Source organism: Luteimonas sp. A649 (genome assembly GCF_054072735.1).
Map to the genome: position 1 here is coordinate 95554 of NZ_JBSVRQ010000004.1, position 25283 is coordinate 120836.

At 69.7% G+C, this 25283-nt stretch carries 25 protein-coding genes; 14 read left to right on the top strand and 11 right to left on the bottom strand.

What is annotated here, in order from left to right; translation table 11 throughout:
* Positions 1-11: 11 nt before the first annotated feature.
* Positions 12-338 carry a hypothetical protein gene (locus ACW5E8_RS13810; RefSeq protein WP_456966211.1) on the bottom strand — a complete coding sequence of 109 codons (327 nt, stop codon included), beginning with the start codon at positions 336-338 and terminating at the stop codon, positions 12-14.
* Positions 339-492: 154 nt separating this feature from the next.
* Here ACW5E8_RS13810 and ACW5E8_RS13815 point away from each other — a divergent pair, with 154 nt between their 5' ends.
* On the top strand, positions 493-1410 hold the full coding sequence (locus tag ACW5E8_RS13815) for an alpha/beta fold hydrolase (RefSeq protein WP_456966110.1): 918 nt from the start codon (positions 493-495) through the stop codon (positions 1408-1410).
* Between the two features lie 99 nt (positions 1411-1509).
* Here the strand turns inward: ACW5E8_RS13815 and ACW5E8_RS13820 are convergent, their stop codons facing one another.
* Complete coding sequence (locus tag ACW5E8_RS13820; protein WP_456966111.1) at positions 1510-1965, bottom strand: YkgJ family cysteine cluster protein; 456 nt, start codon at positions 1963-1965, stop codon at positions 1510-1512.
* 84 nt (positions 1966-2049) lie between these two features.
* The gene (locus ACW5E8_RS13825) at positions 2050-2718 is read right to left on the bottom strand and encodes a TenA family protein (RefSeq protein ID WP_456966112.1); all 669 of its coding nucleotides are present in this window, start codon (positions 2716-2718) and stop codon (positions 2050-2052) included.
* Positions 2719-2835: 117 nt separating this feature from the next.
* On the opposite strand from ACW5E8_RS13825, the gene oleC reads away from it, so the two are divergent.
* The 9 genes from oleC (at position 2836) to ACW5E8_RS13870 (ending at position 11291) form a co-directional block, all read left to right on the top strand.
* Positions 2836-4527: an olefin beta-lactone synthetase gene (gene oleC / locus ACW5E8_RS13830; protein WP_456966113.1), complete on the top strand. Its 1692-nt coding sequence runs from the start codon at positions 2836-2838 to the stop codon at positions 4525-4527.
* A 17-nt stretch (positions 4528-4544) separates the two neighbouring features.
* Complete coding sequence (oleD, locus tag ACW5E8_RS13835) at positions 4545-5549, top strand: 2-alkyl-3-oxoalkanoate reductase (RefSeq protein WP_456966114.1); 1005 nt, start codon at positions 4545-4547, stop codon at positions 5547-5549.
* Between the two features lie 62 nt (positions 5550-5611).
* Positions 5612-5770: a DUF1328 domain-containing protein gene (locus ACW5E8_RS13840; protein WP_456966115.1), complete on the top strand. Its 159-nt coding sequence runs from the start codon at positions 5612-5614 to the stop codon at positions 5768-5770.
* Positions 5771-5837: 67 nt separating this feature from the next.
* Positions 5838-6494 (top strand): ubiquinone biosynthesis accessory factor UbiJ, encoded by a 657-nt coding sequence (locus tag ACW5E8_RS13845; protein ID WP_456966116.1) that lies wholly within the window; start codon positions 5838-5840, stop codon positions 6492-6494.
* The gene (gene ubiB / locus ACW5E8_RS13850; protein WP_456966117.1) at positions 6491-8161 is read left to right on the top strand and encodes a ubiquinone biosynthesis regulatory protein kinase UbiB; all 1671 of its coding nucleotides are present in this window, start codon (positions 6491-6493) and stop codon (positions 8159-8161) included. The genes ACW5E8_RS13845 and ubiB overlap by 4 nt, the downstream gene beginning before the upstream one ends.
* Before the next feature lie 227 nt (positions 8162-8388).
* The gene (locus ACW5E8_RS13855; protein WP_456966206.1) at positions 8389-9072 is read left to right on the top strand and encodes a pseudouridine synthase; all 684 of its coding nucleotides are present in this window, start codon (positions 8389-8391) and stop codon (positions 9070-9072) included.
* 34 nt (positions 9073-9106) lie between these two features.
* Positions 9107-9523, top strand: coding sequence for an alternative ribosome rescue aminoacyl-tRNA hydrolase ArfB (gene arfB, locus ACW5E8_RS13860; RefSeq protein WP_456966118.1), 417 nt, complete (start codon positions 9107-9109; stop codon positions 9521-9523).
* Between the two features lie 12 nt (positions 9524-9535).
* Positions 9536-10141, top strand: a complete 606-nt coding sequence (locus ACW5E8_RS13865) for a lysophospholipid acyltransferase family protein (RefSeq protein ID WP_456966119.1) — start codon at positions 9536-9538, stop codon at positions 10139-10141.
* Positions 10142-10178: 37 nt separating this feature from the next.
* Complete coding sequence (locus ACW5E8_RS13870) at positions 10179-11291, top strand: isoaspartyl peptidase/L-asparaginase family protein (protein WP_456966120.1); 1113 nt, start codon at positions 10179-10181, stop codon at positions 11289-11291.
* 12 nt (positions 11292-11303) lie between these two features.
* Here ACW5E8_RS13870 and ACW5E8_RS13875 read toward each other — a convergent pair whose 3' ends face one another.
* From ACW5E8_RS13875 to ACW5E8_RS13895, 5 genes are all read right to left on the bottom strand, one after another.
* Positions 11304-12815 (bottom strand): efflux transporter outer membrane subunit, encoded by a 1512-nt coding sequence (locus tag ACW5E8_RS13875; protein ID WP_456966121.1) that lies wholly within the window; start codon positions 12813-12815, stop codon positions 11304-11306.
* Positions 12808-12942 (bottom strand): hypothetical protein, encoded by a 135-nt coding sequence (locus tag ACW5E8_RS13880; protein ID WP_456966122.1) that lies wholly within the window; start codon positions 12940-12942, stop codon positions 12808-12810. The genes ACW5E8_RS13875 and ACW5E8_RS13880 overlap by 8 nt, the downstream gene beginning before the upstream one ends.
* Complete coding sequence (locus ACW5E8_RS13885) at positions 12935-16111, bottom strand: efflux RND transporter permease subunit (protein ID WP_456966123.1); 3177 nt, start codon at positions 16109-16111, stop codon at positions 12935-12937. The genes ACW5E8_RS13880 and ACW5E8_RS13885 overlap by 8 nt, the downstream gene beginning before the upstream one ends.
* Before the next feature lie 169 nt (positions 16112-16280).
* The gene (locus tag ACW5E8_RS13890) at positions 16281-17489 is read right to left on the bottom strand and encodes an efflux RND transporter periplasmic adaptor subunit (protein WP_456966124.1); all 1209 of its coding nucleotides are present in this window, start codon (positions 17487-17489) and stop codon (positions 16281-16283) included.
* Between the two features lie 54 nt (positions 17490-17543).
* The gene (locus ACW5E8_RS13895; RefSeq protein WP_456966125.1) at positions 17544-17813 is read right to left on the bottom strand and encodes a hypothetical protein; all 270 of its coding nucleotides are present in this window, start codon (positions 17811-17813) and stop codon (positions 17544-17546) included.
* 124 nt (positions 17814-17937) lie between these two features.
* On the opposite strand from ACW5E8_RS13895, the gene ACW5E8_RS13900 reads away from it, so the two are divergent.
* Positions 17938-18978, top strand: a complete 1041-nt coding sequence (locus tag ACW5E8_RS13900; protein ID WP_456966126.1) for a LysR substrate-binding domain-containing protein — start codon at positions 17938-17940, stop codon at positions 18976-18978.
* Positions 18979-19011: 33 nt separating this feature from the next.
* Here ACW5E8_RS13900 and ACW5E8_RS13905 read toward each other — a convergent pair whose 3' ends face one another.
* Positions 19012-19992 (bottom strand): LysR family transcriptional regulator, encoded by a 981-nt coding sequence (locus ACW5E8_RS13905; RefSeq protein ID WP_456966127.1) that lies wholly within the window; start codon positions 19990-19992, stop codon positions 19012-19014.
* A gap of 97 nt (positions 19993-20089) precedes the next feature.
* On the opposite strand from ACW5E8_RS13905, the gene aceB reads away from it, so the two are divergent.
* From aceB to ACW5E8_RS13920, 3 genes are all read left to right on the top strand, one after another.
* Entirely contained in the window at positions 20090-21703 is a 1614-nt protein-coding gene (aceB, locus tag ACW5E8_RS13910) for a malate synthase A (RefSeq protein WP_456966128.1), read from the top strand.
* Positions 21704-21779: 76 nt separating this feature from the next.
* Positions 21780-23072 carry an isocitrate lyase gene (aceA, locus tag ACW5E8_RS13915; protein ID WP_456966129.1) on the top strand — a complete coding sequence of 431 codons (1293 nt, stop codon included), beginning with the start codon at positions 21780-21782 and terminating at the stop codon, positions 23070-23072.
* 332 nt (positions 23073-23404) lie between these two features.
* Complete coding sequence (locus ACW5E8_RS13920; protein ID WP_456966130.1) at positions 23405-24115, top strand: hypothetical protein; 711 nt, start codon at positions 23405-23407, stop codon at positions 24113-24115.
* 36 nt (positions 24116-24151) lie between these two features.
* On the opposite strand, the gene ACW5E8_RS13925 is transcribed toward ACW5E8_RS13920, so the two are convergent.
* Together ACW5E8_RS13925 and ACW5E8_RS13930 are read right to left on the bottom strand one after the other, a co-directional pair.
* Positions 24152-24826: an RES family NAD+ phosphorylase gene (locus ACW5E8_RS13925; RefSeq protein ID WP_456966131.1), complete on the bottom strand. Its 675-nt coding sequence runs from the start codon at positions 24824-24826 to the stop codon at positions 24152-24154.
* A complete protein-coding gene (locus tag ACW5E8_RS13930) occupies positions 24826-25224 on the bottom strand; it encodes an MbcA/ParS/Xre antitoxin family protein (RefSeq protein ID WP_456966132.1) in 399 nt (132 codons plus the stop codon). The genes ACW5E8_RS13925 and ACW5E8_RS13930 overlap by 1 nt, the downstream gene beginning before the upstream one ends.
* Positions 25225-25283 lie beyond the last annotated feature (59 nt).

Below are 25283 nucleotides of genomic sequence, written 5' to 3' on the forward strand. Positions count from 1 at the left end.
AGATGTGGCAGTCAGTGAGAATTGCGGCTTCCCCAATTCATAAACGTGGTCGGAACACGCAGCAGGGGCCGTTTCGTACACCACCGGTTGCCCTCATCCAGATAGATCATTTCGTCCTGCTGGCGCTGCGACTCGAACGCGTGCGTGCGAACGGGGTGCGGATAGTCGAAGCCTTCGAGTCGCGGGCCGTAGACGATGTCCTCGTCCTCGGACGCGGCCGCCATGTCGGCCATGCCAAGCAGGCCTGCGAGCGCTCGATCGCCACCAGCGCATACATGCGCCACGTTGCGCGCCACCGGATTGTCCGGCCAGCCTGCATAGGCCTCGGCGGGCGGCATGAGTTCGGTGAGTTCCGTCGCCTCGCCCTCGGTGCCGTTGATCTCCCACAGCAGGTTGGTGGTCTACATGGATATGGCAGTTCCGGGACCACAAGGGTAATGAATCAGTTCGCCAACCGGGGGGGGGCGCGGGGCCGCGGGATACAATCAGCGGATGGAATTTCCCGGTTATCCCGCCACCCGCCACCGCCTCCAGGTTCGCCCGGGTATCGAGCTGAGTTACCTCGATGAAGGTCCGCGCGACGGCGAAGTCGTGGTCATGGTCCACGGCAATCCGTCATGGAGCTATTACTGGCGCACGCTGGTCGCGGGGCTGTCCGACACCGCTTCCGGCAAGGGCTACCGCTGCATCGTGCCTGACCATGTCGGCATGGGCCTGTCGGACAAGCCTGACGACGGCCGTAATGCCGTGCCGCGGTATGACTACACGCTGCAGTCGAGGGTCGAGGACCTGGCGACCCTGCTCGACCATCTCGGCATCGATGGCCCGGTGACGCTGGCGGTGCACGACTGGGGCGGGATGATCGGTTTCGGCTGGGCGTTGTCGCACCAGGCGCAGGTGAAGCGACTGGTGATCCTCAACACCGCGGCGTTCCCGATGCCCGAAGCGAAGGCCATGCCATGGCAGATCGCGCTGGGCCGCGACTACAACGTGGGCGAGATCGTGATCCGCGGCTTCAATGCGTTCTCGGCCGGCGCGTCCCGGCTGGGCGTGGAGCGGCGGATGCCGGCCGAGGTGCGCCGCGCCTACGTGGCGCCCTACGACAGCTGGAAGAACCGCATCTCCACTATCCGCTTCATGCAGGACATCCCGCTGTCGCCCAAGGACCGTGCCTGGCCGATGCTCGACGCGGCGGGCCGGCGCCTGCACGAGTACGCGGGCGTGCCGGTGTTCATCGGCTGGGGGCTGAAGGATTTCGTGTTCGACCGCCACTTCCTGGAGCGCTTCCAGGCCGAACTTCCGGGCGCCGAAGTGATGGCGTTCGACGATGCAGGGCATTACGTGCTGGAAGACAAGCACGAGGTGCTGGTGCCGGCGATCCGCGACTTCCTGGAGCGCAATCCACTCTGATTGCCCGCGACCCCTGACAAGGCCGTGGGCGACCGATCGCGGCTATAGCCGCTCCCACAACGCCCGCGGGTTATAGCCGCTCCGACGGCATCCGCGGGTTCAGGCCGCGATCGGGGGAGGCAGGGCAGGCGGCGTGGGCGTGCCGCCGTCGTTCGGCGCATCGTTGTCGTCGGGGTTGCCATCGCGGTCGTTCGCCGCGGCTTCGCGCCAGACCCAGTCGGCCGCGGTCAGCGGTGGCAGGCCGTAGGCGATGCGGGCGTTGTCGCACTGCCGGCTCGGTTCGCCGAATTCCAATGACGCGGGGACGTCGCGGCAGGCCTGCGGGCGCACGGGATGGATGCTGCAGCGGGAATAGCGACCGATGTCGGCATCCAGTGCCACGCAGCGCGGCACGCCGCCGCCCTCGGTGCCGCGCATGGCGCGCTCGTGGGTGCGCAGCGGCACGGTCAGCTCCGGCGGCACCGTGCCTCCAAGCGCGGGCTCTGCTTCGGACCAGTGGAAGCTCACGCGGTAGTGGGCGCAGCAGGCGCCGCAGCTCAGGCAGGGGTGCGGCATCGGCGGGTGGCCGGGTTGGGGCGAAGCGGAATTTTTCTCCGTCCCGGGGCGCCGCGCAAGGGGCACGTGGCTGCGCCGCGCGGCTCAGTCCTGCGCCGCGTCCAGCCCTTGCTGCCAGAAGTCCGCTTCCAGGCGCGCCGCCTTGGCAAAGATGCCGACGAGTTCGCTGAAGCGGTTCTCGCTGGCGTAGCGGCGGCCCAGGTCGTCCAGCCATGCGTGCGCGGCGGCGCCGGCCTGCTGGAAGGCATCGCCGGAGTACTCGGCAATCCAGTCGCGATAGGGGTGGTCGGCGGGAATGGCGTCGATGCCGCGGGGCGCCAGGCGGCGGCCGATCTCGGCATACCCCAGTGTGCAGGGAATCAGCGCCACCTGCAGGTCCAGCAGGTCGCCGGACATGCCCACGTCCAGCACGAAGCGGGTGTAGGCCACGGTCGCCTGCTGCTCCTCGGTGGCCTCGACGTCGGCAGCGCCCAGGCCCCAGCGCTCGCACACGCGCAGGTGCAGGCCCATTTCGTCGATGATCGCCGCCAGCCCGTCCCTCGCGGCGCGCATGTCGGCCATGGTGCGGCTCTTGTACGCGGCCAGCGCGTGGGCGCGCGCGAACTGGATCAGGAACAGGTAGTCCTGCACCAGGTAGTTCCGGAACGCGGCCTGGGGCAGGCTGCCGTCACCAAGGCCGCGCACGAAGGCGTGGTCGACGTAGGCGTTCCAGTCGTCGGCGGCGGCGGACTTGAGGCGTTCAAGCAGCGACATGGTCGATCGTTCTCCGCGGCCGTGGCCGCTGCGAAGGACGTGGGATTGTCAGCCATCGGGCTCGGCGGGGTCCATTCACGCCGTGGACGCCGCCCACCGGCGGGCGATAATCACCCGATGACCGCCACCTGCAACATCGCCGCAGCGCTCCCGCGGCTTGCCGCCGAAGCGCCGGACCGCATCGCCATGCGCTGCGCCGGCCGCGGCGGCCGCTACGACATCGCCCTCGGCTACGGCGAGCTGGACCGGCGCAGCGACGCCATCGCCGCGGGCCTCGCCGGGCGCGGCATCGCGCGCGGCAGTCGCACGGTGGTGATGGTGCGGCCCACCCCGGAGTTCTTCCTGCTGATGTTTGCGCTGTTCAAGGCCGGCGCGGTGCCGGTGCTGGTGGACCCGGGCATCGACAAGCGTGCGCTGAAACAGTGCCTGGACGAAGCCCGGGCCGATGCGTTCATCGGCGTTCCGCTGGCGATGTTCGCGCGCATGCTGCTGGGCTGGGCGAAGTCGACGCGCGTGCGCATCACCACCGGCGCCCGCCCGCTGCTGGCCGACGCGACGCTGGCCCAGGTCGAACGCGAGGGCGCCGGCGCCGGGCCGCAGCTGACCGCCACGCAGCCTGACGACGTGGCGGGCATCCTGTTCACCAGCGGCTCGACCGGCGTGCCCAAGGGCGTGGTGTACCGGCACCGCCATTTCGTGGCCCAGGTCGACATGCTGCGCGACGCCTTCGGCATTGCGCCCGGTGGCGTCGACCTGCCGACCTTTCCGCCGTTCGCGCTGTTCGATCCCGCGCTTGGCCTGACCTCGATCATCCCGGACATGGACCCCACGCGCCCCGGCAGCGCGGACCCGCGCAAGCTGCACGCCGCGATCAAGCGCTTCGGCGTGACCCAGCTGTTCGGCTCACCGGCGCTCATGCGCGTGCTTGCAGACCATGGTGAGCCGTTGCCCACCGTGACGCGCGTGACTTCCGCCGGCGCGCCGGTGCCCGCGGATGTGGTGGCGAAGATGCGCGAACTGCTGCCCGCCGATGCGCAGTTCTGGACGCCCTACGGCGCCACCGAATGCCTGCCGGTGGCGGTGATCGAGGGCTGCGAGCTGATGACGCTGCGCGAGCGCACCGAAACGGGCGCCGGCACCTGCGTCGGTCGCCCGGTGTCGCCGAACGAGGTCCGCATCATCCGCGTCACCGACGAGTCCATTCCGGAGTGGTCCGACGATCTCGTGGTGAAGCCAGGCCAGGTCGGTGAAATCACCGTCGCTGGCCCCAGCACCACTGATACGTACTTCAATCGGGAGGCGCAGACGCGGCTGGCGAAGATCCGTGAGGCAGGCCGCTCTTCCGCAGGCTTGCCCGCGGGAGAGTCCCGCATCGTCCACCGCATGGGCGACCTCGGCTATTTCGACGCTGAAGGCAGGCTCTGGTTCTGCGGCCGCAAGTCCCACCGCGTGGTCACCCGGGACCGCAGCCTGTGCACGGACCAGGTCGAACCCGTCTTCGACACGCATCCAGACGTCCGCCGCACCGCCCTGGTCGGCATCGGGGAACGTGGCGCGCAGCGCCCGCTGCTCTGCGTGGAAGTGCGGCCCGGGATCGCGAAAGCGGAACACGCCCGCATCGCCGACGAACTGCGCCACCTCGGCGAGGGCTTCGTGCACACCGCGCACGTCGACACCTTCGCCTTCCACCCCGCATTTCCGGTCGACATCCGCCACAATGCGAAAATCGGCCGCGAGAAACTGGCTGCCTGGGCCACGCGCGAACTCCGCGCCGGCAGGGCGTTCGAACCGGCGGCCAGCCCTGATTGACGTGATGGAGGATTGAAGTGCGGGTACTGGTGACCGGCGGTGGCGGATTCCTCGGCCAGGCGCTCTGCCGTGGCCTGGTTGAACGGGGACACGATGTCACCAGCTTCAACCGCGGGCATTACCCCGAACTCGACGTGCTCGGCGTGCGCCAGCTGCGCGGCGACCTCGCCGACCGCCACGCCGTCATCGACGCCTGCGCCGGCATGGACGCGGTGTTGCACAACGCCGCCAAGGCCGGCGCCTGGGGCAGCTACGACAGCTACCACCGCGCCAACGTCATGGGCACCGGCAACGTGCTGGCCGGCTGCCGCGAACACGGCATCACGCGCCTGGTTTACACCTCCTCGCCCAGCGTGACCCACCGTGCGACGCATCCGGTGGAAGGCGGCACCGCCGACACCGTGCCCTATGGCGGGGACCTGAAGGCGCCGTACCCGGCCACCAAGCTGATCGCCGAGAAGTGCGTGCTCGCCGCGAATGACGAGACCCTGGCCACGGTCGCGCTGCGCCCGCGGCTGATCTGGGGCCCGGGCGACAACCAGCTGGTGCCGCGCCTGGCTGAGCGCGCCCGTGCGGGGCGCCTGCGCTTCGTCGGCGGCGGCATGAACCGGATCGACACCACCTTCATCGACAACGCCGCCCAGGCGCATTTCGATGCGCTCGAGCACCTGGACATCGGTGCCGCCTGCGCCGGCCGCGCCTACTTCATCAGCAACGGCGAGCCGATGGCGGTGCGCGAGATCGTCAACGCGCTGCTGCGAGCTTCTGGCGCGCCCGAGGTCGAGGGTTCGATTCCGTTCGGCGTCGCCTATGCAATCGGCGCGGCCTGCGAAACCCTTTGGCCACTGCTGCGCCTGCGCTCGGAACCGCCGATGACCCGCTTCCTGGCCGAGCAGCTCAGCACCACCCACTGGTACGACATGGCGCCGGCCACCCGCGACTTCGGCTACGTGCCCCGGGTGTCGATCGCCGAAGGCCTCGAGCGGATGGCCGTGGCACGCCGGGGCGCCATCACTTCCTGACGACCCCGGCCACCTGAACATGGCTCCATGCCGTCCGCGTCGTGACGGACTGGAGAACCGCCATGCTGAGCTACGCCGTCATCTTCCTCGTCATCGCCCTGATCGCCGCCGTGCTGGGTTTCAGCGGCATCGCGGGTGCCGCCAGCAACATCGCCTGGATCCTCTTCATCGTGTTCCTGGTGCTGGCCGCGATCTCGTTCTTCCGCGGTCGAAAGGTCTGATCCACGCCGCCGGCCGCCGCTCACGCAGCGCGCCGGCGGCCCTGGGCTGGCCGCTACAATGCGCGCCATGGCCCGTTCCCCATCCCCGCTGTCCGGCTTGAAGCCGTTGGCCGGTCGCGCGCTGGAGTCAGCGCTCAACCGTGCGCTCGCCCTTGACGACGACACCCGCCAGGCCCTGTCCAGGCTGGATGGCCGCCATGTGGCCTTGCATCTCGCGTCCCCGCCGCTGGCGATGTCGATCCGCGTGGACGGTGAAGCGCTGCGGGTTGGACCGGTGGATGCCGATGCCGCGCCCGACCTCTCGGTGCGCACCACGCTCGGCGGCCTGCTGGGCCAGCTGCAGGGGATGCTGGGCGCCGCCGACGAACACGCCACGCCCAGCGGCCGGCTTCGGATCGAAGGCGATGCCGAGCTGGCCCGCGCGCTGCAGCGGTTGGCGCAGCGCTTCGATCCGGACTGGCAGCGACCGTTCGTGGCTGCGTTCGGGGACGTCGTTGGCGTGCAGGTCGCGAACGCCGCGGCGTCCGCGCTGAAGGGCGCGCGCCGCGCGGGCGAGGGCTTCGCCGCGACCGCGGCCGAGTACGTGGTCGAGGAGTCACGCGACGTCGTTGGCCGCCACGAGCTCGATGCCTTCCATGACGACGTGGACACCCTGCGCGATGACGTCGAGCGCATCGCCGCGCGCGTTTCGCGCCTGGCCTCGGCCGTCGGGGGCGTCCGGTGAGGTCCGCCCTGCACGCCCTGAAGATCGGGCGCGTCCTGCTCCGCTATCGCCTGCACACCCTGTTCGAGGGCACGCCGGCCGGGCGCTGGCTGTGGCTGCTGCGGCCCTTCGTGCCGCGCGCCTCGCGCGAGATCACCGACCTGCCGCGCGGCGCGCGCGTGCGCCTGGCGCTGCAGGAGCTGGGTCCGATCTTCGTCAAGTTCGGCCAGGTGCTGTCGACCCGTCGCGACCTGGTGCCGGCCGACGTCGCCGACGAGCTGGTGCTGCTGCAGGACCAGGTGGCGCCGTTCGACGGCGAGGTCGCGCGCGCCATCGTCGAGCGCGAGCTTGAGCGTCCCGTGACCGACGCCTTCGTCGCCTTCGACACCGTGCCGTTGGCGTCCGCGTCCGTCGCGCAGGTGCACGCGGCGCGGCTGCCGGGCGTCGACGGCCAGCCGCCGCGCGAGGTGGTGGTGAAGGTGCTGCGCCCGGGGATCGCCGCGCGCATCGCCGCCGACATCCGGCTGCTTGAACGCATCGCCGCTTTCGTCGAGCGCACCCATCCCAATGCCGGCAAGATCCGCCCGCGTGAAGTGGTGGACGAAGTCGCCAGCACGCTGGCCGCCGAGCTCGACCTGCAGCGCGAAGGCGCGAATGCGTCGGTGCTGCGCCGCAACTGGGAGAACTCGACCGACCTCTACGTGCCGGCGCCGGTGTGGTCGCACAGCACCGAGCACATCCTGACGCTGGAGCGCGTGAGCGGCATCCCCAGCGACGACATCGCCGCGATCGAAGCCGCCGGCATGGACCGCAAGCTGCTCGCCGCCAAGGCCGTGCGTGTGTTCTACACCCAGGTGTTCCGCGACAACTTCTTTCACGCCGATGCCCACGCCGGCAACATCTGGGTGGACGACGATCCGTCGCGGCGCGTGAACCCGCGCTTCATTGCGCTGGACTTCGGCATCGTCGGCCAGCTCTCGGGCGACGACCAGTACTACCTCGCCGAGAACTTCATGGCGATCTTCAACAAGGACTACCGGCGCATCGCCGAGCTGCACGTGCAGGCGGGCTGGATGCCGTCGACGCTGCGCCTGGACGAACTCGAGGCCGCGGTGCGCGGCGTTTGCGAGCCCTACTTCACGCGGCCGCTGTCGGAGTTCTCGCTGGGCGAGGTGCTGCTGAAGCTGTTCCGAACGGCGCAGCGCTTCCAGCTCACTTTGCAGCCGCAGCTGATCCTGCTGCAGAAGACGCTGCTCAATGTCGAGGGCGTGAGCCGCCACCTGGACCCGACCATCGACATCTGGGCGGTCGCGCGGCCGGTGCTGGAACGCATCCTCGCCGAGCGCTACAGCCCGCAGCGCCTGGGCGCCGAGTTCCGCCGCCGCCTGCCGGAGCTCGCCACGCGCGCGCCGGAAATGCCGGGCCTGCTGCATGCCTGGCTGACGCAGCAGGTGGAGGGGCGGCATCGGCTGGAGATGCAGTCCACGGAGATGGCCGAACTGGTGCAGGTGATGCGCGCGATGCAGCGCCGCACGGTGGCGGCGATCCTCGGCGTCGGCCTGCTGGTGGCGGCGGCGGTGCTGCATGGCCTCGACGCCGGCGGGCCGCGGCTGTGGTCGGTGCCGGTCGCCGCCTGGGTCGCGGGCATCGGCGGCCTCTGGGCCATCACTGCCGCCCGCCCGCGGTGATGTACCCCAGCGGCAGCACCCCCTCCAGCGGGAGCAACAGTTCTTGTGGGAGCGGCTATAGCCGCGATGGGAGAGCAATCGCGGCTATAGCCGCTCCCACAACTGCAGGTGCTTCCACAGCTGAAGGTCCCCCCACAGCTGAAGGTCCCCCCACAGCTGGAAGTCTCCCCTCAACTGCAGCTTCTTCCACAGCCGCAGAACGCACCACGGCATCTCCCCCCTCAGCCCTGCCGGTCCTGCATCTGGAAGACACCTTCGCGGTGGTCGACAAGCCCGCGGGGCTGATGGTCCACGACAGCAAGCTTGCGCGCGGCGAGAGCGACTTCGCTGCCGACCGCCTGCGCGCGCAGTTCGGCAAGCCGATCTTCCTGGTGCATCGCCTCGACCGCGCCACCAGCGGCTGCCTGCTGCTGGCCTTCGACCGTGAGACCGCATCCGCGCTGGGCAAGTCGCTGATGGCCGGCGACGTCGACAAGGCCTATCTTGCGGTCTGCCGCGGGTGGCCGGCGGAGGCGGAATTCGTGGTCGACCATCCACTGGATGGCGGTCCCGGCAAGCCACAGAAGAAGCCTGCCGTGACGCGTTTCGAACGCCTGGCGATGGCGGAACTGCCGGTGCCGTCCAGCGGCTTCGAGACCTCGCGCTACGCGCTGCTGCGTGCCTGGCCGGTGACCGGCCGCTTCCGCCAGATCCGCCGCCACCTCAAGCACCTGTCGCATCATCTCATCGGCGACACCAGCCACGGCGACGGCCGCCACAACCGGAGCTTCCGGATGATGGGCATCCACCGCATGCTGTTGCACGCGGAGCAACTTTCGTTTCCGCATCCGCATGATCCGGCGACGCGCGTGCAGGTCACCGCGCCGCCCGTCACGGAATTCGGGCGTGCGCTGGCATTCTTCCAGCAGTGACGGCACGCCGGATGCGCGCGATGATCGGACAGCCATGACGACCCCCCCGCCCATCGCGATTCCCGAGGACGAACTCTTCGAGCGCTTCGTGCGCGCGTCGGGGCCGGGCGGACAGAACGTCAACAAGGTCGCGACCGCGGTGGAGCTGCGCTTCGACATCGCCAACTCGCCCTCGCTCCCTGATGCCGTGCGCGAGCGGCTGCTCGCCAAGCGCGATCGCCGCCTTACCGACGACGGCGTGCTGGTGCTCAACGCACAGCGCTTCCGCACCCAGGACCGCAACCGCCAGGACGCGCGCGAGCGGCTGGCGGCGTTCATCGAGTCCGGCCGCCAGGCGCCGAAGAAGCGCGTGGCAACCAAGCCCAGCCGCGCCGCCAAGGCCCGGCGCCTTGATGCCAAGCGCGAGCGCAGTACGATCAAGCGCGGGCGCACCGTGCGCGATTGGGACTGACCGGCAGGGGACATGAGGGGACCACGCGAGGACATCCTTCCGGCGCTGCCGCCCAACGTACCGCGCCTGCGGCCGAACCGGTTCGCGCGCTGGTTCGGCCGCAGCATCCTGCGGCTGGGCGGCTGGCGCGTGGTCGGTGAATTCCCGGACGTGCCGCGCCTGGTGCTGATCGCCGCGCCGCACTCGTCCAACTGGGATGGGGTCTGGGGCTTTGCCGTGAAGCTCGGCCTGGGCCTGGACATCAAGATCCTGGGCAAGCGCGAACTGTTCTGGTGGCCGCTGTCGCGGCTGCTGCACGCGCTGGGCGTGATCGCGGTCGATCGCGGCCGCTCGGCGGGAGTGGTGGAGCAGGTGGCGGAGAGGATCCGCGGCGCCGACCGCCTCTGGTTCGGGCTGGCGCCCGAGGGTACGCGCAAGCCGGTCGAGCACTGGAAGAGCGGCTTCCTGAAGATCGCCCGCGCCGCCGACGTGCCGGTGCTGCGGGTGTATTTCCATTACCCGGACAAGGTGATCGGCGTCGGCCCGCTGTTTCACGCCGGCGAAGACGCGGACGAGGACATGCGCCGCATCCGCGAGTGGTACCGGCCGTGGCAGGGGCGCAATCGCGGTACGGTGTAATGCGCTGTCGGCAGGCGGAGATTCCGAGGAAAAGTACATGAAGCCACATCGTCGAATGGATGCCATCGGGGCGGCGCTTGCGTGCGGGATGCTGGCGGCATTGCTGTCCGTGGCCGCGGCTGCCCAGGAAACCCGGAGCGAGGCGGGCGAGGCGCCCGGGGCCTCGCGCCAGGTGGCGCCCACGAAGCCCGTGCTCGCGATCCACGGCGGTGCCGGCGTGGTGCGCGCGGGCCTCTCGCCCGAGGATGAGGTGGCTGCACGCGCGGGGCTCGAGCGCGCGCTGCTGGCGGGCCACGCCAGGCTGCGGGCCGGCGCATCGGCGCTCGATGCCGTGACCGCCGCGATCACCGTGCTCGAGGACGATCCCGCCTTCAACGCTGCGCGCGGCGCGGTGTTCACGCATGAAGGCCGCAACGAACTCGATGCATCGCTCATGGATGGCCGCGACCGTCGTGCGGGCGCGGTGGCCGGGGTGCAGCGGGTGCGCAACCCGATCCTGCTGGCGCGCGCGGTGATGGAGCATTCCCCGCACGTGATGCTGAGCGGCAGCGGCGCGGAAGCGTTCGCCCAGGGACAGGGCATCGAGCTGGTCGACCCGTCCTACTTCCGCACCGAACGGCGCTGGGAGCAGCTGCAGCGTGCGCTGCGTGCAGAAGCCGCAGAGGGTGCCGAAGCCGGTGCCGGGGAGGACGCGGGACGCGGCGGCCTGAAGTACTTCGGCACCGTCGGCGCAGTAGCGCTGGATGTCGAGGGCCACCTTGCAGCAGGCACATCGACCGGCGGCATGACCAACAAGCGCTGGGGGCGGGTCGGCGACGCGCCGATCATCGGCGCCGGCACCTGGGCCGACGCCCGCTGCGCGGTGTCGGGCACCGGCTGGGGCGAGTTCTACATCCGCACGGCCGCGGCGCATGAGATCTGCGCACGCGTGCACCATCGCGGCGACGGCATCGCGACCGCCGCCGAGGCCGTGATCAACGGCGAGGTCGTGCGCGCGGGCGGCGACGGCGGTGCGATCGCGCTGGACGCCGCCGGCAATATCGCCTTCCCCTTCAACACCGAAGGCATGTACCGCGGCTGGATCGGAGCCGACGGGGTGCCGCACGTGGCGGTGTTCGCGGACGAGGTGCTGCCGCTGCCCGCGGAATGACGGCGACGGACGTCAGCGCCGGCTGACGCCCTCCTGCAGCGCCAGCGCATGCGGCCAGCCGCCCGCCAGCGCGCGGTACAGCGCCACCGCGCCGGTCGCGCTGCGGGTGCGGCCGGCGGCAAACGCGTCTTCGGCCTGCAGGCGGGTGCGCTCGGCGTCGAGCACTTCCAGCAGGCCGATGGCGCCGGCGTCGAAGCGGATGCGGGCGAGCTCGGCGGCGCGTGCGCTGTCGCGGGCGGCGCGTTCGAGATGGACATCTTCGGCGCGCGCGCGGTCCAGGCGCACCAGCGCGTTCTCGGTGTCTTCCAGGGCCAGCAGCACGGACTGCTGGTAGCGCGCGAGTTCGCCGGCGGCATCGGCATCGGCGGCGGCGATGCGCGCGCGCACGCGGCCGACGTCGAGGAAGGACCAGTCGATCCCGAGCGCGACCAGCCGCGTTTCGCTGCCGCGTTCGAACAGCGCGCCGGCATCGATGGCCTGGCTTCCGATCAGGCCGCCCAGCGTGAAGCGTGGGAAGAGGTCGGCCGTGGCGACGCCGATGCGTGCGGTTGCCGCGTGCAGCCGCGCTTCGGCCGCGGCGATGTCCGGACGTCTGCGCAGCAGCTCGCCCGGCGTGCCGGGATCGATCGCGCCCGGCAGCTCGGGCAACGGCGCGGCAGTGCCAAGCACCGCGGCCAGCGCGTCGGGCGTGCGCCCGGTCAGCACGCCCAGGCGATGGATGGCGAAGGCGACCTGGGCCTCGAGCGCGGGGATGCGGCTCAGCGTCGCCTCCAGTTGGGCGCCGGCGCGCGCGGTGTCGAACTCGCTGTCGCGGCCGGCATCGAAACGCGCCTGAACCAGTTCGACGGTCTCGCGCTGGTTGTCGGCGTTGCCGCGGGCCACGCGCAGGCGCTCCTGGGCGCCGCGCAGTTCGAGATAAGCGTGTGCGACCTCGCCGGCGATGGCCACCTGGGCGGCCTGCAGGTCGGCGTAGCCGGCGAGCGCCTCGGCGCGGCCCGCCTCGATGCCGCGGCGGATGCGTCCGAACACGTCGAGTTCCCAGGCCGCGGCGATGCCGGCGCTGTAGCTGTCGCCGTCGCGGTCCGCCCGCGCGACGCCCGGCGCCTGGTCGGCGCTGGTGCGTGACGTGGCGGCTTCGGCACCGGCGGTGAGAGTGGGGAAGCGATCGAACTTCGCACCGCGCAGCAGTGCGTTGGCGCGGTCGTAGCGGGCGAGCGCGATGCGCAGGTCGTGGTTGGCGGCCAGCGCGTCTTCGACCAGATCCACCAGCAGGGGATCGCCAAAGCCGCGCCAGAAGCGGTCGTCCGCCGTGGCAGGGGTGGGTGTGCCGGCTTCCGCAGCGGCGGCGGTCCCGACGGCGGCTTCAGCGGGTCCCGGCGCGGTCGCTGCTGGCGCGCCCTGGAACACGGTCAGCGCGGGCAGCTCCGGCCGCACGTAGTCGGGTCCGACGCTGCAGGCGGCCAGGGCGAGTGCCAGCACCGTGGCGGTAAGCACCGGCGTCGCGGCGCGTTGGATGTCAGTCATCGTCGTTCTCCAAGGTGTCGTCGGGCCGTGCGTCCGGCGCGTTGGTCGCTGCACGGGCGTCGTCGTCGTGGCCGAAGATGCGGCGGATCTCGTCGAGCGATGGGATTTCGAGCAGGCGCTCAGGCACGGACCACCTCCGTCGACGCGTCGGGTTGCGCAGGCCCGGATGCCGCCACCGGCCGCGTCACCAGCTTGCGCAGCGCGACGTAGAACACCGGCGTCAGGAACAGGCCGAACAGGGTCACGCCAACCATGCCCGCGAACACCGTGATGCCGGTGGCCGAGCGCACTTCGGCGCCCGCACCCGACGACAGCACCAGCGGCACGGTGCCGGCGATGAAGGCAATCGAGGTCATGACGATCGGGCGCAGGCGCAGGCGGCAGGCTTCGAGCGCCGCCTCCACGATGCCCAAGCCCTGCAGTTCGAGCTCGCGCGCGAACTCCACGATCAGGATCGCGTTCTTGCACGCCAGGCCCATCAGCACCACCAGGCCGACCTGCACGAAGACGTTGTTGTCACCGCCGGTCAGCCACACGCCCAGCAGCGCCGAGAGCATGCACATCGGCACGATCAGGATCACTGCCAGCGGCAGGGTCCAGCTTTCGTACAGCGCAGCCAGCACCAGGAAGGCGAGCAGGATCGCCAGCGGGAACACCACCAGCGCCGCATTGCCCTGGGTGGCCTGCTGCCAGCTGAGGTCGGTCCACTCGATCGCCATGCCGTTGGGCAGGATGCCCGCGGCCAGCTCCGTGACCTTGGCCATGCCCTCGGTGGACGACATCACCCGCGGGTCGACGTCGCCGGCGAGGTCCGCGGCCGGATAGCCGTTGTAGCGCAGCACGGGATCCGGGCCGTAGGTCTGGCGGATCTCCACCATCGAACCGATCGGCACCATCTCGCCGCGGTCGTTGCGCGTGCGCAGGTTGGCGATGTCCTCGACGCTGTCGCGGAAGGGCGCATCCGCCTGCGCGATCACCTGCCAGGTGCGGCCGAAGCGGTTGAAGTCGTTGACGTAGGCCGAGCCGAGGTAGGTCTGCAGGGTGTCGAACAGTTCGGTCAGCGGCACGCCCTGCGACTTGGCCTTGACCCGGTCGACCTCGGCGTCGAGCTGCGGCACGTTGGCCTGGTAGGTGGTGTTGGCGAAGCCCATGCCCGGCGTCTGCATCAGCGCGCCCTGCATGGCGCTGGTGGCGTCCTGCAGCGCGCCGTAGCCGAGATTGGCGCGGTCTTCGATGAACAGCTGGTAGCCGGCACCGTTGCCCAGGCCGAGGATCGGCGGTGGCATGACCGAGAAGGTGAAGCCTTCCTGCAGCCCTGCGATCTTCTGGTTGATCTCGGCATTGATCTCCAGCGCGCTGCGCGAGCGCTCGCCGAACGGCTCCAGCGGCAGGAACACCACGCCGGTGTTGGGCGTGTTGGTGAACTGCACGGCGTTGAGCCCGGGGAAGGCGATCGAATGCGCGACGCCGTCGGTCTCCATGGCGATCTCGCTGACCTTCTGCAGCAGCGCATCGGTGCGCGAGATCGAGGCGCCTTCGGGAAGCTTCACGCCGGCGACGAGGTACAGCTTGTCCTGCACCGGGATGAAGCCCGGCGGCACCGCCTTGAACATCAGGCCGGTGCCTGCCAACAGCACGGCATAGACCAGGAACACCATGCCGCGGCGGCCGAGCGTGCGCGCCACCGCGCCCTGGTAGCGCTCCGAGCTGGCGCCGAAGAAGCGGTTGAACGGACGGAACACCCATCCGAACAGGCGGTCGATCACGCGCGTCGGCGCGTCCTTCGGCGCGTCGTGCGGCTTCAGCAGGCGCGCGGCCAGGGCCGGCGACAGGGTCAGCGAGTTGATCGCCGAGATCACCGTCGAGATCGCGATGGTGACCGCGAACTGCTTGTAGAACTGCCCGGTCACGCCGGACAGGAAAGCCATCGGCACGAACACCGCGCACAGCACCAGCGCGATGGCGATGATCGGTCCGGACACCTCGCGCATCGCCTGGTGCGCTGCTTCGCGCGGCGTCAGTCCCTGCTCGATGTTGCGCTCGACGTTCTCCACCACCACGATCGCGTCGTCGACCACGATGCCGATCGACAGCACCAGCCCGAACAGGCTGAGCGTGTTGATCGAAAACCCCAGCAGGTACAGTGCCGCGAAGGTGCCGACGATCGACACCGGTACCGCCAGCAACGGGATGATCGAGGCGCGCCAGGTCTGCAGGAACAGGATCACCACCAGCACCACCAGCAGCACTGCTTCCAGCAGCGTGGTGACCACGGCCTTGATCGAGTCGCGCACGAAGATGGTGGTGTCGTAGACGGCCTCGTACTCGACGCCTTCGGGAAAACGCTGCGAGACCTCGTCCATGCTCGCGATCACGGCGTCACGGATCTCGAGCGCGTTCGCGCCCGGCGCCTGGAAGATGCCGATGCCGACCGCGTCCTTGCCGTCGAGCTGCGAGCGCAGGGTGTAGTCGCCGGCACCCAGTTCGATGCGCGCGACGTCGGACAGGCGCACGATCTCGCCGTTGGTGCCGGCCTTGAGCACGATATCGCCGAATTCCTGTTCGGTTTCCAGGCGGCCGCGGGCGTTGATCAGGGTGAGGAAGTCGCTGTCGGGCATCGGCTCGGCGCCGAGCTGGCCGGCGGACACCTGCACGTTCTGTTCGCGCATGGCGCGCAGTACGTCGCTTGCGGTGAGCCCGCGTGACGCGATCTTCTCCGGGTCGAGCCAGGCGCGCATCGCATAGTCGCCGCCGCCGAAGACCTGCGCATCGCCCACGCCGCTGATCCGCGCCAGCGCGTCCTTCACGTGCAGGCGCGCGTAGTTGCGCAGGTACAGGGTGTCGTAGCGGCCGTCGGGCGAGGTCAGGTGCACCACCATCAGGAACACCGGCGACTGCTTCTGCGTGGTCACGCCCTGCCGCCGCACGTCCTCGGGCAGCCGCGCCAGCGCCTGGCTGACGCGGTTCTGCACGCGCACGGTGGCCTCGTCGGGATCGGTGCCGGGTTCGAAGGTCACCGTCATCTGCAGCACGCCGTCGGAGCCCGCCACGGACTTCAGGTACATCATGTCCTCGACGCCGTTGATCGCCTCCTCAAGCGGCGTGGACACGGTTTCGGCGATCACCTTCGGGTTGGCGCCGGGGTACACGGTGCGCACCACCACCGAGGGCGGCACCACGTTGGGGTACTCGCCGATCGGCAGCAGCGGGATCGAGATCAGGCCGGCGGCGAAGATCACGATCGAGAGCACCGCGGCGAAGATCGGGCGGTCGATGAAGAACCTGGAGAAGTCCATGTCGCATCCCTTCGCGGCGTGGCCGCGTGGACCCTGCCCCGCGCAGGCGGGACAGGGGAGAGAGATGCCGGCATCGACCCGACCCGGGGGAGGGGAGGGTGGACGGATCGAACGCCGGCGGAGGAAAACCGTTCGCGTCGCCGGGCGGCGCGGAGGGTCGGGTGTCAGCTCATCGCGTGCCCGCAGCGGCCACTGGGCCGGCGTCCGATCCGCGTGCCGGTGCCATCGCCACCTGTTCCGGTGCGACCGGCATCCCGGGGAAGAACACCTTCTGCACACCGGCGACGATGACCTGGTCGCCGGATTCGAGTCCCGACTCGACCACGCGCAGGCCGTCGACCACGCGGCCCAGGGTCACGTCGCGACGCTGCGCGGTGTTGTCTTCGCCGAGCACGTAGACGTACTTGCGGTCCTGGTCGGTGAGCACCGCCTTGTCGTCGATCAGCAGTGCGTCGAACTCGGCGCTGCCCTCGAGCTGCACGCGGGCGAAGAGCCCGGGCGTGAACACGCGGTCGGGGTTGGGCAGCACGGCGCGCGCGTGCACGGTGCCGGTGGTGCTGTCGACCTGGTTGTCGATGAAGTCCACGATGCCGGCGTGCGGGTGGCCCTGCTCGTCGGCCAGGCCCACGCGCACCGGGTTGCTGGTCGCGTCGCGCGCGCCGCTGCGCGACAGCGCCTGGTAGCGCAGGAAGGCGCGCTCATCGGCATCGAAATGGACGTGCACCGGATCCTGCGACACCACCGTGGTGAGCAGGGTGGCATCGGCCTGGGCGAGATTGCCCACGGTGACCAGGGCGCGACCGGCGCGTCCGGCGACCGGGGCGCGGACCTCGGTGAACTGCAGGTCCAGGCGCGCCGCGGCCACCGCGGCCTCGGCGGCGCGGACGCCGGCCGCGCCCTCGGCGGACGCGGCGCGCCGGGTCTCGAATTCCTCGCGCGAGATCGCGCGCGCCTCGACCATCGACTGCGCCCGCTCGTGCTGGCTGCGGCTCAGCCTTGCTTCGGCGCGTGCGCGCTCGAGCTGGGCCTGGGCCTGGTCGAGCGCGGCGCGATACGGGCGCTGGTCGATCACGAACAGCAGGTCGCCCTTGGCGACTTCGCTGCCCTCGTCGTAGGCGACGCGCTGCACGTAGCCGCTGACGCGCGGCCGCAGTTCCACCGATTCCACCGCGGCAACGCGGCCGCTGAACTCGTCCCACTGCCGCACCGGCGTGGCGACCACGGTGGCGACACCGACACCCGGCGCCGGCGGCGCCTCCGGGTTGGCCACCGCGTCGCTGCTGCAGCCCGAACCGGCCAGCACGATGGCCGCCGCCAGGCCGGTCGCCAGCAGGGACAGGCGGACGGTGGAATGCACGATGACGTTGCGGATGTTCATGGCGGGATGTCCTTTGACGCGAGGGGAAGGCAGGAGCCGGCAGCGCCGGGACGATCAAACGTTCCGGGATTGTCCCGACAACGGGATTTGCTCTCCCGCATTCGGGATGCCGGCATAGCGGTCGGCCATGGAGAGCAGGGCGTCAGACAGCGGCCGCGCCAGTAGGAACAGCGGCACGAAGAGCACGACGGCGATGCTCCAGGAGCGGCCTGCTTCTTCAACAAGCCATTGATTTAAAACGAGCGCAGCCAGGCCGATCCCGTCCAGCACGATCAGCGTGGAGAAGATGGTGCGAAGCAGGGCGCGGCGCGCGGGACGGGTCATCGGGATCGGCCATGGGCGGGATGGCGGCCACGATAAGCCGATGCACGGCACTTGATTAGCCGTCAGTTCGGGGAATAATTGTCCCCCTGCTGGTCCAATGTCGCCGCTGCCCCGGAGTGCCCCCGTGAGCCACGATCTGAACGACACGCTGATCTTCGTCAAAGTGGTCGAGCTCGGCAGCTTCATCGCCGCGGCCAAGGCCTTGCGCCTGCCCAAGACCACCGTCAGCCGCAAGGTGCAGGAACTCGAGGCGCGCCTGGGCGCGCAGCTGCTCCATCGCACCACGCGCAAGCTCGGCCTGTCCGAGGCCGGCAGCGTCTACTACGAACACTGCCAGCGCATCGCGCGTGGACTCGAGGAAGCCGAGAGCGCTGTCGGCCAGCTGCAGGGCGGTCCGCGTGGCTGGCTGCGCTTCAGCGCACCGTATTCGGTCGGCATCGCCTGGATCGCGCCGCTGCTCGGCCAGTTCCATGCCCTGCATCCCGAAGTGCGCGTGGAGATGTCGCTCAGCAACGAACAGGTCGACCTGATCGACGGCGAGAACGACCTCGCGCTGCGCATCGGCACCCTGCCCGATTCCAACCTGGTCGCACGCCGGCTGGCGGTGTTCCGCACGCAGGTCTACGCAAGCCCGTCGTACATCGCGCGCCACGGCGCGCCGCAGCACCCCGACGACCTGCAGCACCACCGCACGCTGGCGATGCAGAAGTCGCGTCGCAACGGAAATTACTACTGGCCGCTGCGCGACAGCGAGAAAAGCGCGGAGTACCGCATCGATCCGATCCTGGTCGCCAGCGATCCCGCCGCCCTTACGGGTGCGCTGCTCTGCGGCGAGGGCCTGATGCTGGCCAGCGACGTGACCGTCAAATCCTTTGCCGAGCAGGGCGCCGTGCAGCACGTGCTGGCCGGGTGGACCGGGCCCAACCTCGACTTCAACGCGGTGTTCCCGCGGGGGCACGTCACCTCGCCCAAGGTCCGCGCCTTCGTCGACTTCCTGGCCGAACGCCTGAACTTCGACGCCGACTACATGCACACCCTGTGCCCGAACACGCGCTGCACCGAGCAAGGCGACGTCGCCGCCGAACTCGACCGGGTGGCGCGGCAGCCGGAGGCCGCGGCCCAGGGCGGCAAGCGCAGGAAGCGGGACGTCGAAGAGGCCGCGTGATCCCCGCAGCCGCGTGGCGGCACACTCGGCGCGCTAGCGCTCCGAGTGTCCGCTGTCCTCGTGGCCGCGGCGCACGAACAGGTCCGGCTTGATCAGGTCGATGAAGGCCCGTGCCTGCGGTGACAGCACCTTGCCCTTGCGCACCACCACGCCGTAGCTGCGCGCCGGGAACCAGGCATCCAGCGGGCGGATCGCCAGACGCTCGCTGTCGGTGTCGTCCAGGCAGATCGAACTCACGATCGAGATCCCCAGGCCCATCGCCACGTACTGCTTGATCACCTCCCAGCCGCCGACTTCCAGCGACACGGTGTAGGGCACCCGCGCCTGCTGGAACACCAGGTCGACCAGGCGCCAGGTCACCTGCCGCTGCGGCGGCAGGATCAGGCCGTGGCGCGAAATGTCTTCCAGCGTCAGTCGCGGGGTGTGCGCCAGCGGGTGGTCGCGCGGCGTGATCAGCATCGGGGTGAACGAGTACACCGGCACGTAGCTGAGGTCGGCGGGCACGTCGAGCATCGAGCCGACCACCAGCTCCACGGTGTCCGCGCGCAGCAGGTCGGTGCCGTCGGCGCTGATGGTGTTGTGCAGGCGCAGCCGGACCTCCGGGCGCTGGGCGCGGTAGGCCTCCACGATTCGCGGCAGCAGGTAGAGGATCGTCGAGCTGTTCGCGGCGATCTCGAGCTCGCCGGCGTCCATGCCGGCCAGCTGGCGGCGGAAGGCCGCCGGCAGTGCGTCGATGCCGTCGACCAGCGGGCGTGCCAGTTCGTACAGCGCTTCGCCCTCTGGCGTAGGGAGCAGGCGGCGGCCGCTGCGTTCGAACAGCTTCGCGCCCATTTCGCGCTCCAGCGCCTGCAGCTGCTGGCTGACAGCGGGCTGGCTGACGTACAGCGCCTCGGCGGCGCGCGACACCGATCCCAGGCGCGCGACCTGGCAAAAGGCCCGGAGCGGCTTCAGGCGATCGCCCTTGTAGGCAAATCTGGGGGTCCGGACAGGGTCCAAGGCCGCGTTCCGTCTCATTTATAAGTAGAAATTATCAATCGCATTGTTATATCTGTTTTGTCAAATACTTACGCCCCGGGGATGGTGAGGGCCCGAACCACGTGCCGGAGCCGCCATGTCCGCAGTCCCCCATGCCACCGTCGCCGAGGCCCGCGTCGCTCCGGGCGCTGCCGCTGCGGCCGACCTGCTGGACGACCGCGCCCTGGGGTTCCTGGCCGGCCTGCACCAGCGCTTCGAGTCCACGCGCCGCGACCTGCTCGCCGCACGTCGCGCGCGCCAGGCGGTGTTCGATGGCGGCGGCCTGCCGGACTTCCGCGCCGACACCCGCGCCATCCGTGAGGGCGACTGGCGCGTGGCGCCGCTGCCCGAGGCACTCCTCGACCGCCGCGTCGAGATCACCGGCCCGGTCGACCCGAAGATGGTCATCAACGCGCTCAATTCCGGTGCCAGCTGCTACATGGCCGACTTCGAGGATTCGACCGCGCCGACCTGGGATGCCCTGCTCACCGGCCAGCGCGCGCTGTGCGAAGCGGTTGCCGGCACGCTGGCCTTCGATGCGCCGGGCGGGAAGTCCTACCGCCTGAAGCCGGAAGGCGAGCGCGCGGTGCTGATCGTGCGCCCGCGCGGCTGGCACCTGGACGAAAAACACCTGCTGGTCGACGGGGAACGCATCTCCGCGAGCCTGTTCGACGCCGGCCTGTTCTGCCTGGAGAACGCCACAGCGCTCGCGGCGAAGGGCCGCGGCCCCTATCTCTACCTGCCCAAGCTGCAGTCGATGGAAGAGGCCGCACTGTGGGACGACGTGCTGGCCCATATCGAAGAGGTGTTGCGCCTGCCCGAGGGCTGCATCAAGGTCACCGTGCTGGTGGAAACGCTGCCCGCGGTGTTCGAGATGGACGAGATCCTGCACGCGCTGCGCGGCCGCATCGCCGGGCTCAACTGCGGGCGCTGGGACTACATCTTTTCGTACATCAAGACCTTCCGCGCGCACCGCGATCGCGTGCTGCCCGAGCGCGGCCAGGTGACGATGACGCAGCCGTTCCTCAAGGCGTACTCGGAACTGCTGGTGCGCACCTGCCACCGCCGCGGTGCGCATGCGATGGGCGGCATGGCGGCACAGATCCCGATCTCGGGCGACCCGGAGGCCAACGACGCTGCGCTGGCGCGGGTGCGCGCCGACAAGTTGCGCGAAGCCGGCGCCGGGCATGACGGCACCTGGGTGGCGCATCCCGCACTGGTGCCGATCGCCAAGGCGATCTTCGACGAGGCGATGCCGGGGCCGCATCAGCACGTTGTGGCGCGCCAGGACGTCGTGGCCGATCGCGATGTGCTGATCGCGCCGCCAGTGGGAACCATCACCCGCGCCGGTTTCGAGGGCAACGTCGAAGTCTGCGTGCGCTACCTCGCCGCCTGGCTCGACGGCAACGGCTGCGTGCCGATCCACTGGCTGATGGAGGACGCCGCCACCGCCGAGATCGCGCGCACGCAGCTGTGGCAGTGGCTGCATGCGGCCGACGGTGGCGAGCCGCTGCACCTGGCCGACGGCACGGTGATCGACGATTGTCTGTTCGAACAGGCCCTGCTGAACCTGCCTTCGCGGCTGGCCGCCGAGGGGCCGATGCCGGGCGCGGCGCGCGTGGCCGAAGCGATCGGGATGCTCGAGGAGCTGACGCGCGGCCAGGCGCTGGAGGAATTCCTGACCTTGCCGGCATACGAACGATTGGCCTGAGCGTTCCACCCCCCCCCTCCCACAAAAAAAGCCGCTGCCACAAGGGCGCGCTGCAGAATCCCACCGGAGATCCCGCATGAGCACGAAGCTTCCGAACGCCGACGCCATCCGCAACGACTGGGCCACCAACCCACGCTGGGCCGGCATCACCCGCAACTACGCGGCCGAGGACGTGGTGCGCCTGCGCGGCACCGTGCACGTCGAGCATTCCCTTGCACGCCTGGGTGCGGAGAAGCTGTGGACGTCGCTGCATCAGCGCCCCTACGTCAACGCGCTGGGCGCGCTGACCGGCAACCAGGCCATGCAGCAGGTCAAGGCCGGCCTGAAGGCGATCTACCTCAGCGGCTGGCAGGTGGCGGCGGATGCCAACCTCGCCGGGCAGATGTATCCCGACCAGTCGCTGTACCCGGCCGACTCGGTGCCGTCGGTGGTCAAGCGAATCAACAACGCCCTGCTGCGCGCCGACCAGCTGCACCATGCCGAGGGCGACGACTCCATCGACTTCCTGCAGCCGATCGTGGCCGACGCAGAGGCCGGCTTCGGCGGCGTGCTCAATGCCTTCGAACTGATGAAGGCGATGATCGAGGCCGGCGCCGCCGGCGTGCATTTCGAAGACCAGCTGGCCAGCGTCAAGAAGTGCGGCCACATGGGCGGCAAGGTCCTGGTGCCCACGCGCGAGGCCGTGGAGAAGCTCAACGCCGCCCGCCTGGCCGCCGACGTCTGCGGCGTGCCGACGCTGCTGGTTGCGCGCACCGATGCCGAGGCCGCAGACCTGCTGACCAGCGACGTCGACGACAACGATCGCCCCTTCACCACCGGCGAGCGCACCGTCGAAGGCTTCTACAAGACCCGCAACGGCCTCGACCAGGCGATCAGCCGCGGCCTGGCCTACGCGCCGTACGCGGACCTGGTGTGGTGCGAGACCGGCAAGCCTGACCTCGGCTTCGCCCGCGCGTTTGCCGAGGCCATCCACGAGAAATACCCGGGCAAGATGCTGGCCTACAACTGCTCGCCGAGCTTCAACTGGAAGAAGAACCTCGACGACGCGACGATTGCGAAGTTCCAGGACGAGATCGCCACCTACGGCTACAGGTTCCAGTTCATCACGCTCGCCGGCTTCCACGCGCTGAACTACTCGATGTTCAACCTGGCCCACGGCTATGCGCGCCGGCAGATGAGCGCCTTTGTGGAGCTGCAGGAGTCGGAGTTCGCGGCCGCCGACAAGGGTTTCACCGCGGTCAAGCACCAGCGTGAGGTCGGCACCGGCTACTTCGACGCGGTGACCCAGGCGATCCAGCAGGGGCAGTCGTCGACGACGGCGCTGACGGGTTCGACGGAGGAGGAGCAGTTCAAGGTGGCGGTGGCCTGATTTCGACGCCCCTCCCCTACCTGCGGAGGGGGCAGGGCGCACGGCCGGGATGCACCGACCCGTCCTCACCAGTGACTGAAGGAGCCGTGGCACAGCGGCCTGCCCGTTTTTGTCCTAGGCTCTGGCTGCGCAGGATGGCAGCAGGCATGGAGCGTGGACGAATGGATGGGGATCCTGGGGAAGGGCTGCAGCACGGGCTTCCACGAAGCACCAAGTGAGGGAGTGAGCCGACCGTGCTTCGTGCGTTGATCCTCGTCCTGCTTGTTGCCCTTTGCCCTTCGTGCGTTCGTGGTCCAGCGGCTGACGAGAGTCCATGCACTGTTGAGCCGGCCTTGGCCACCTGGATGGCGTCGGTACTGGAAGACACCGACGTGCTCGTCTTTGGCGAGCTGCATGGCAATGCCGAGTCACCGGCAGCGTTCAAGCGGATGGTGTGTGCGACCTTGGCGAGTGCGGACAGGGCTCTGGTCGGGCTCGAGCTGCCTGAGTCCGCCGTCGACGTGGTGCGTGCGCAGGTCGGCGAGGCGATGTCCTCCGCGGCAGCGACCGGTTCGGAGTTCTGGTCCAGGGCCCACGACGGCCGCACAAGCGTCGCCATGTTCGACCTCGTCGAATGGCTCGTGCACATCGAGGCAGCCGGACGCATCCAGCTGCTCGGAATCGACATGCGTGTCACTGGCCGCGAACCGTTCGGGACCACCTCGGGCATGCATCTGCGACGGGTGCTTTCCCCGGCCGGCGAAGACGCACGCAAGATCCTCCTCTTGACCGGTCGCGGCCATTCCGACTTCCACGGGGGCGGACACAGTATTTCCGAGGATCTCGCCTCGCATGGCATCGCAACGCTTTCCGTGGAGCTCATGCCGACCGGAGGTGCGAGCTGGGTGTGCCGCTTCGGACGCTGCGGTGTGTCGGACGCGCCGCGCGGGGAATGCGGCGTGGGAGGGGATGTGCCTGGTGCGTACGAAGAACGCGACGTCCATCGGCGCCGCGCCACGCTGTGCCTGGGTCCCGTGACGCCATCGTTGCCCAAGGTCCAGTGACATCGGCGGCACCTGGAAAGAACGCGCCGATGCGAATCAGAGCGGTACCGCCCTCGCCTCGGTGACGTGCGCGATCCGTTCCCCATTCCAGTGGTACTGCAGATGCGGACCCTGGTGCACCGGCTTCAACACGTCCGGGTAGAGCGCGGCCACGCAGGTGCCACCCGGCGCGCGCACGCTGTCATAGACGATGCCGTTGCTGCCTTCCGCCCGCAGCTCGACCGCGAAGCGCTGGCTGGCGACGTAGCTGTCGGGGTCGTGGAGTCCGGGGTACGCGCCGCGGATGTCGTGCAGGCGGGTGTCGATGTCGCCGACGTAGCAGCGCATGTCCAGGACGCAGGCGGGCTCGTTCGTGCTGCTCAGGAAGCGCTCCCTGTGGAAGACCGTCTCCCGCACCGCGGTCTGCTGTTCGCGGGCGCAGTAATAGACGCCGTACCAACCGGGGGTAAAGCGCGAGCCCTCGGGGTTTCGATGGGTGAAGGCCGCCATGATCGGCGTGGTGCCCGGGCCTGCGACGCGCCGGCGCGGGGGCACCAGTTCGATCGCGCCGAATTCTTCGCGCATCCGCGGGTTGGTCATCGACTCGAGTTCGTGCAGGGCGTCGATGTCGGCCGGATCGGCAATGGCATCGAACACGCCCACGGGCGGGAAGCGGCTCGACACGATGCGGTATGTCGACCGGAACCGCACCCGCGTCACGGGGACCGGCATCAGCCCCAGCCCCGCTGCGCGTCCAGGTACTGGCGCACGACGAAGAGGTCGGCGACCTGGCCGCCGAGCATCCGGTCCAGCGCCGGTCGGCCGCCCAGCAGCGGTGTCGCGTTGGGGCGGCGGACCCATTCGTCGGCCTGGCGTTCGTTGCTGAAGATCAGGTGCAGCGCTTTGTAGATACCCAGGACGTAGCTGACGCGCTCGAGGGCGTCATGCGGAAGCTGGCCGCTGCGGTCCCGCTTCCAGCGGAAAAACGTGGACCGGCCGGGGCTGCCCAGCAGCACGCGTTCCTGCTCGGCGCTGAGGCCCCAGCGTTCGGTGATGCTGAAGAATGCGCGGAGCGCGGGGCCGGCGAGTTCGCGGCGGGCGGGTGCATTGACTGCGTGGAGCTGCGCCATGGCTAATGTCCTTTAGTGGACTGTGCAGGCAGTATAGTCCCAAAAGAGACTTTATTCCA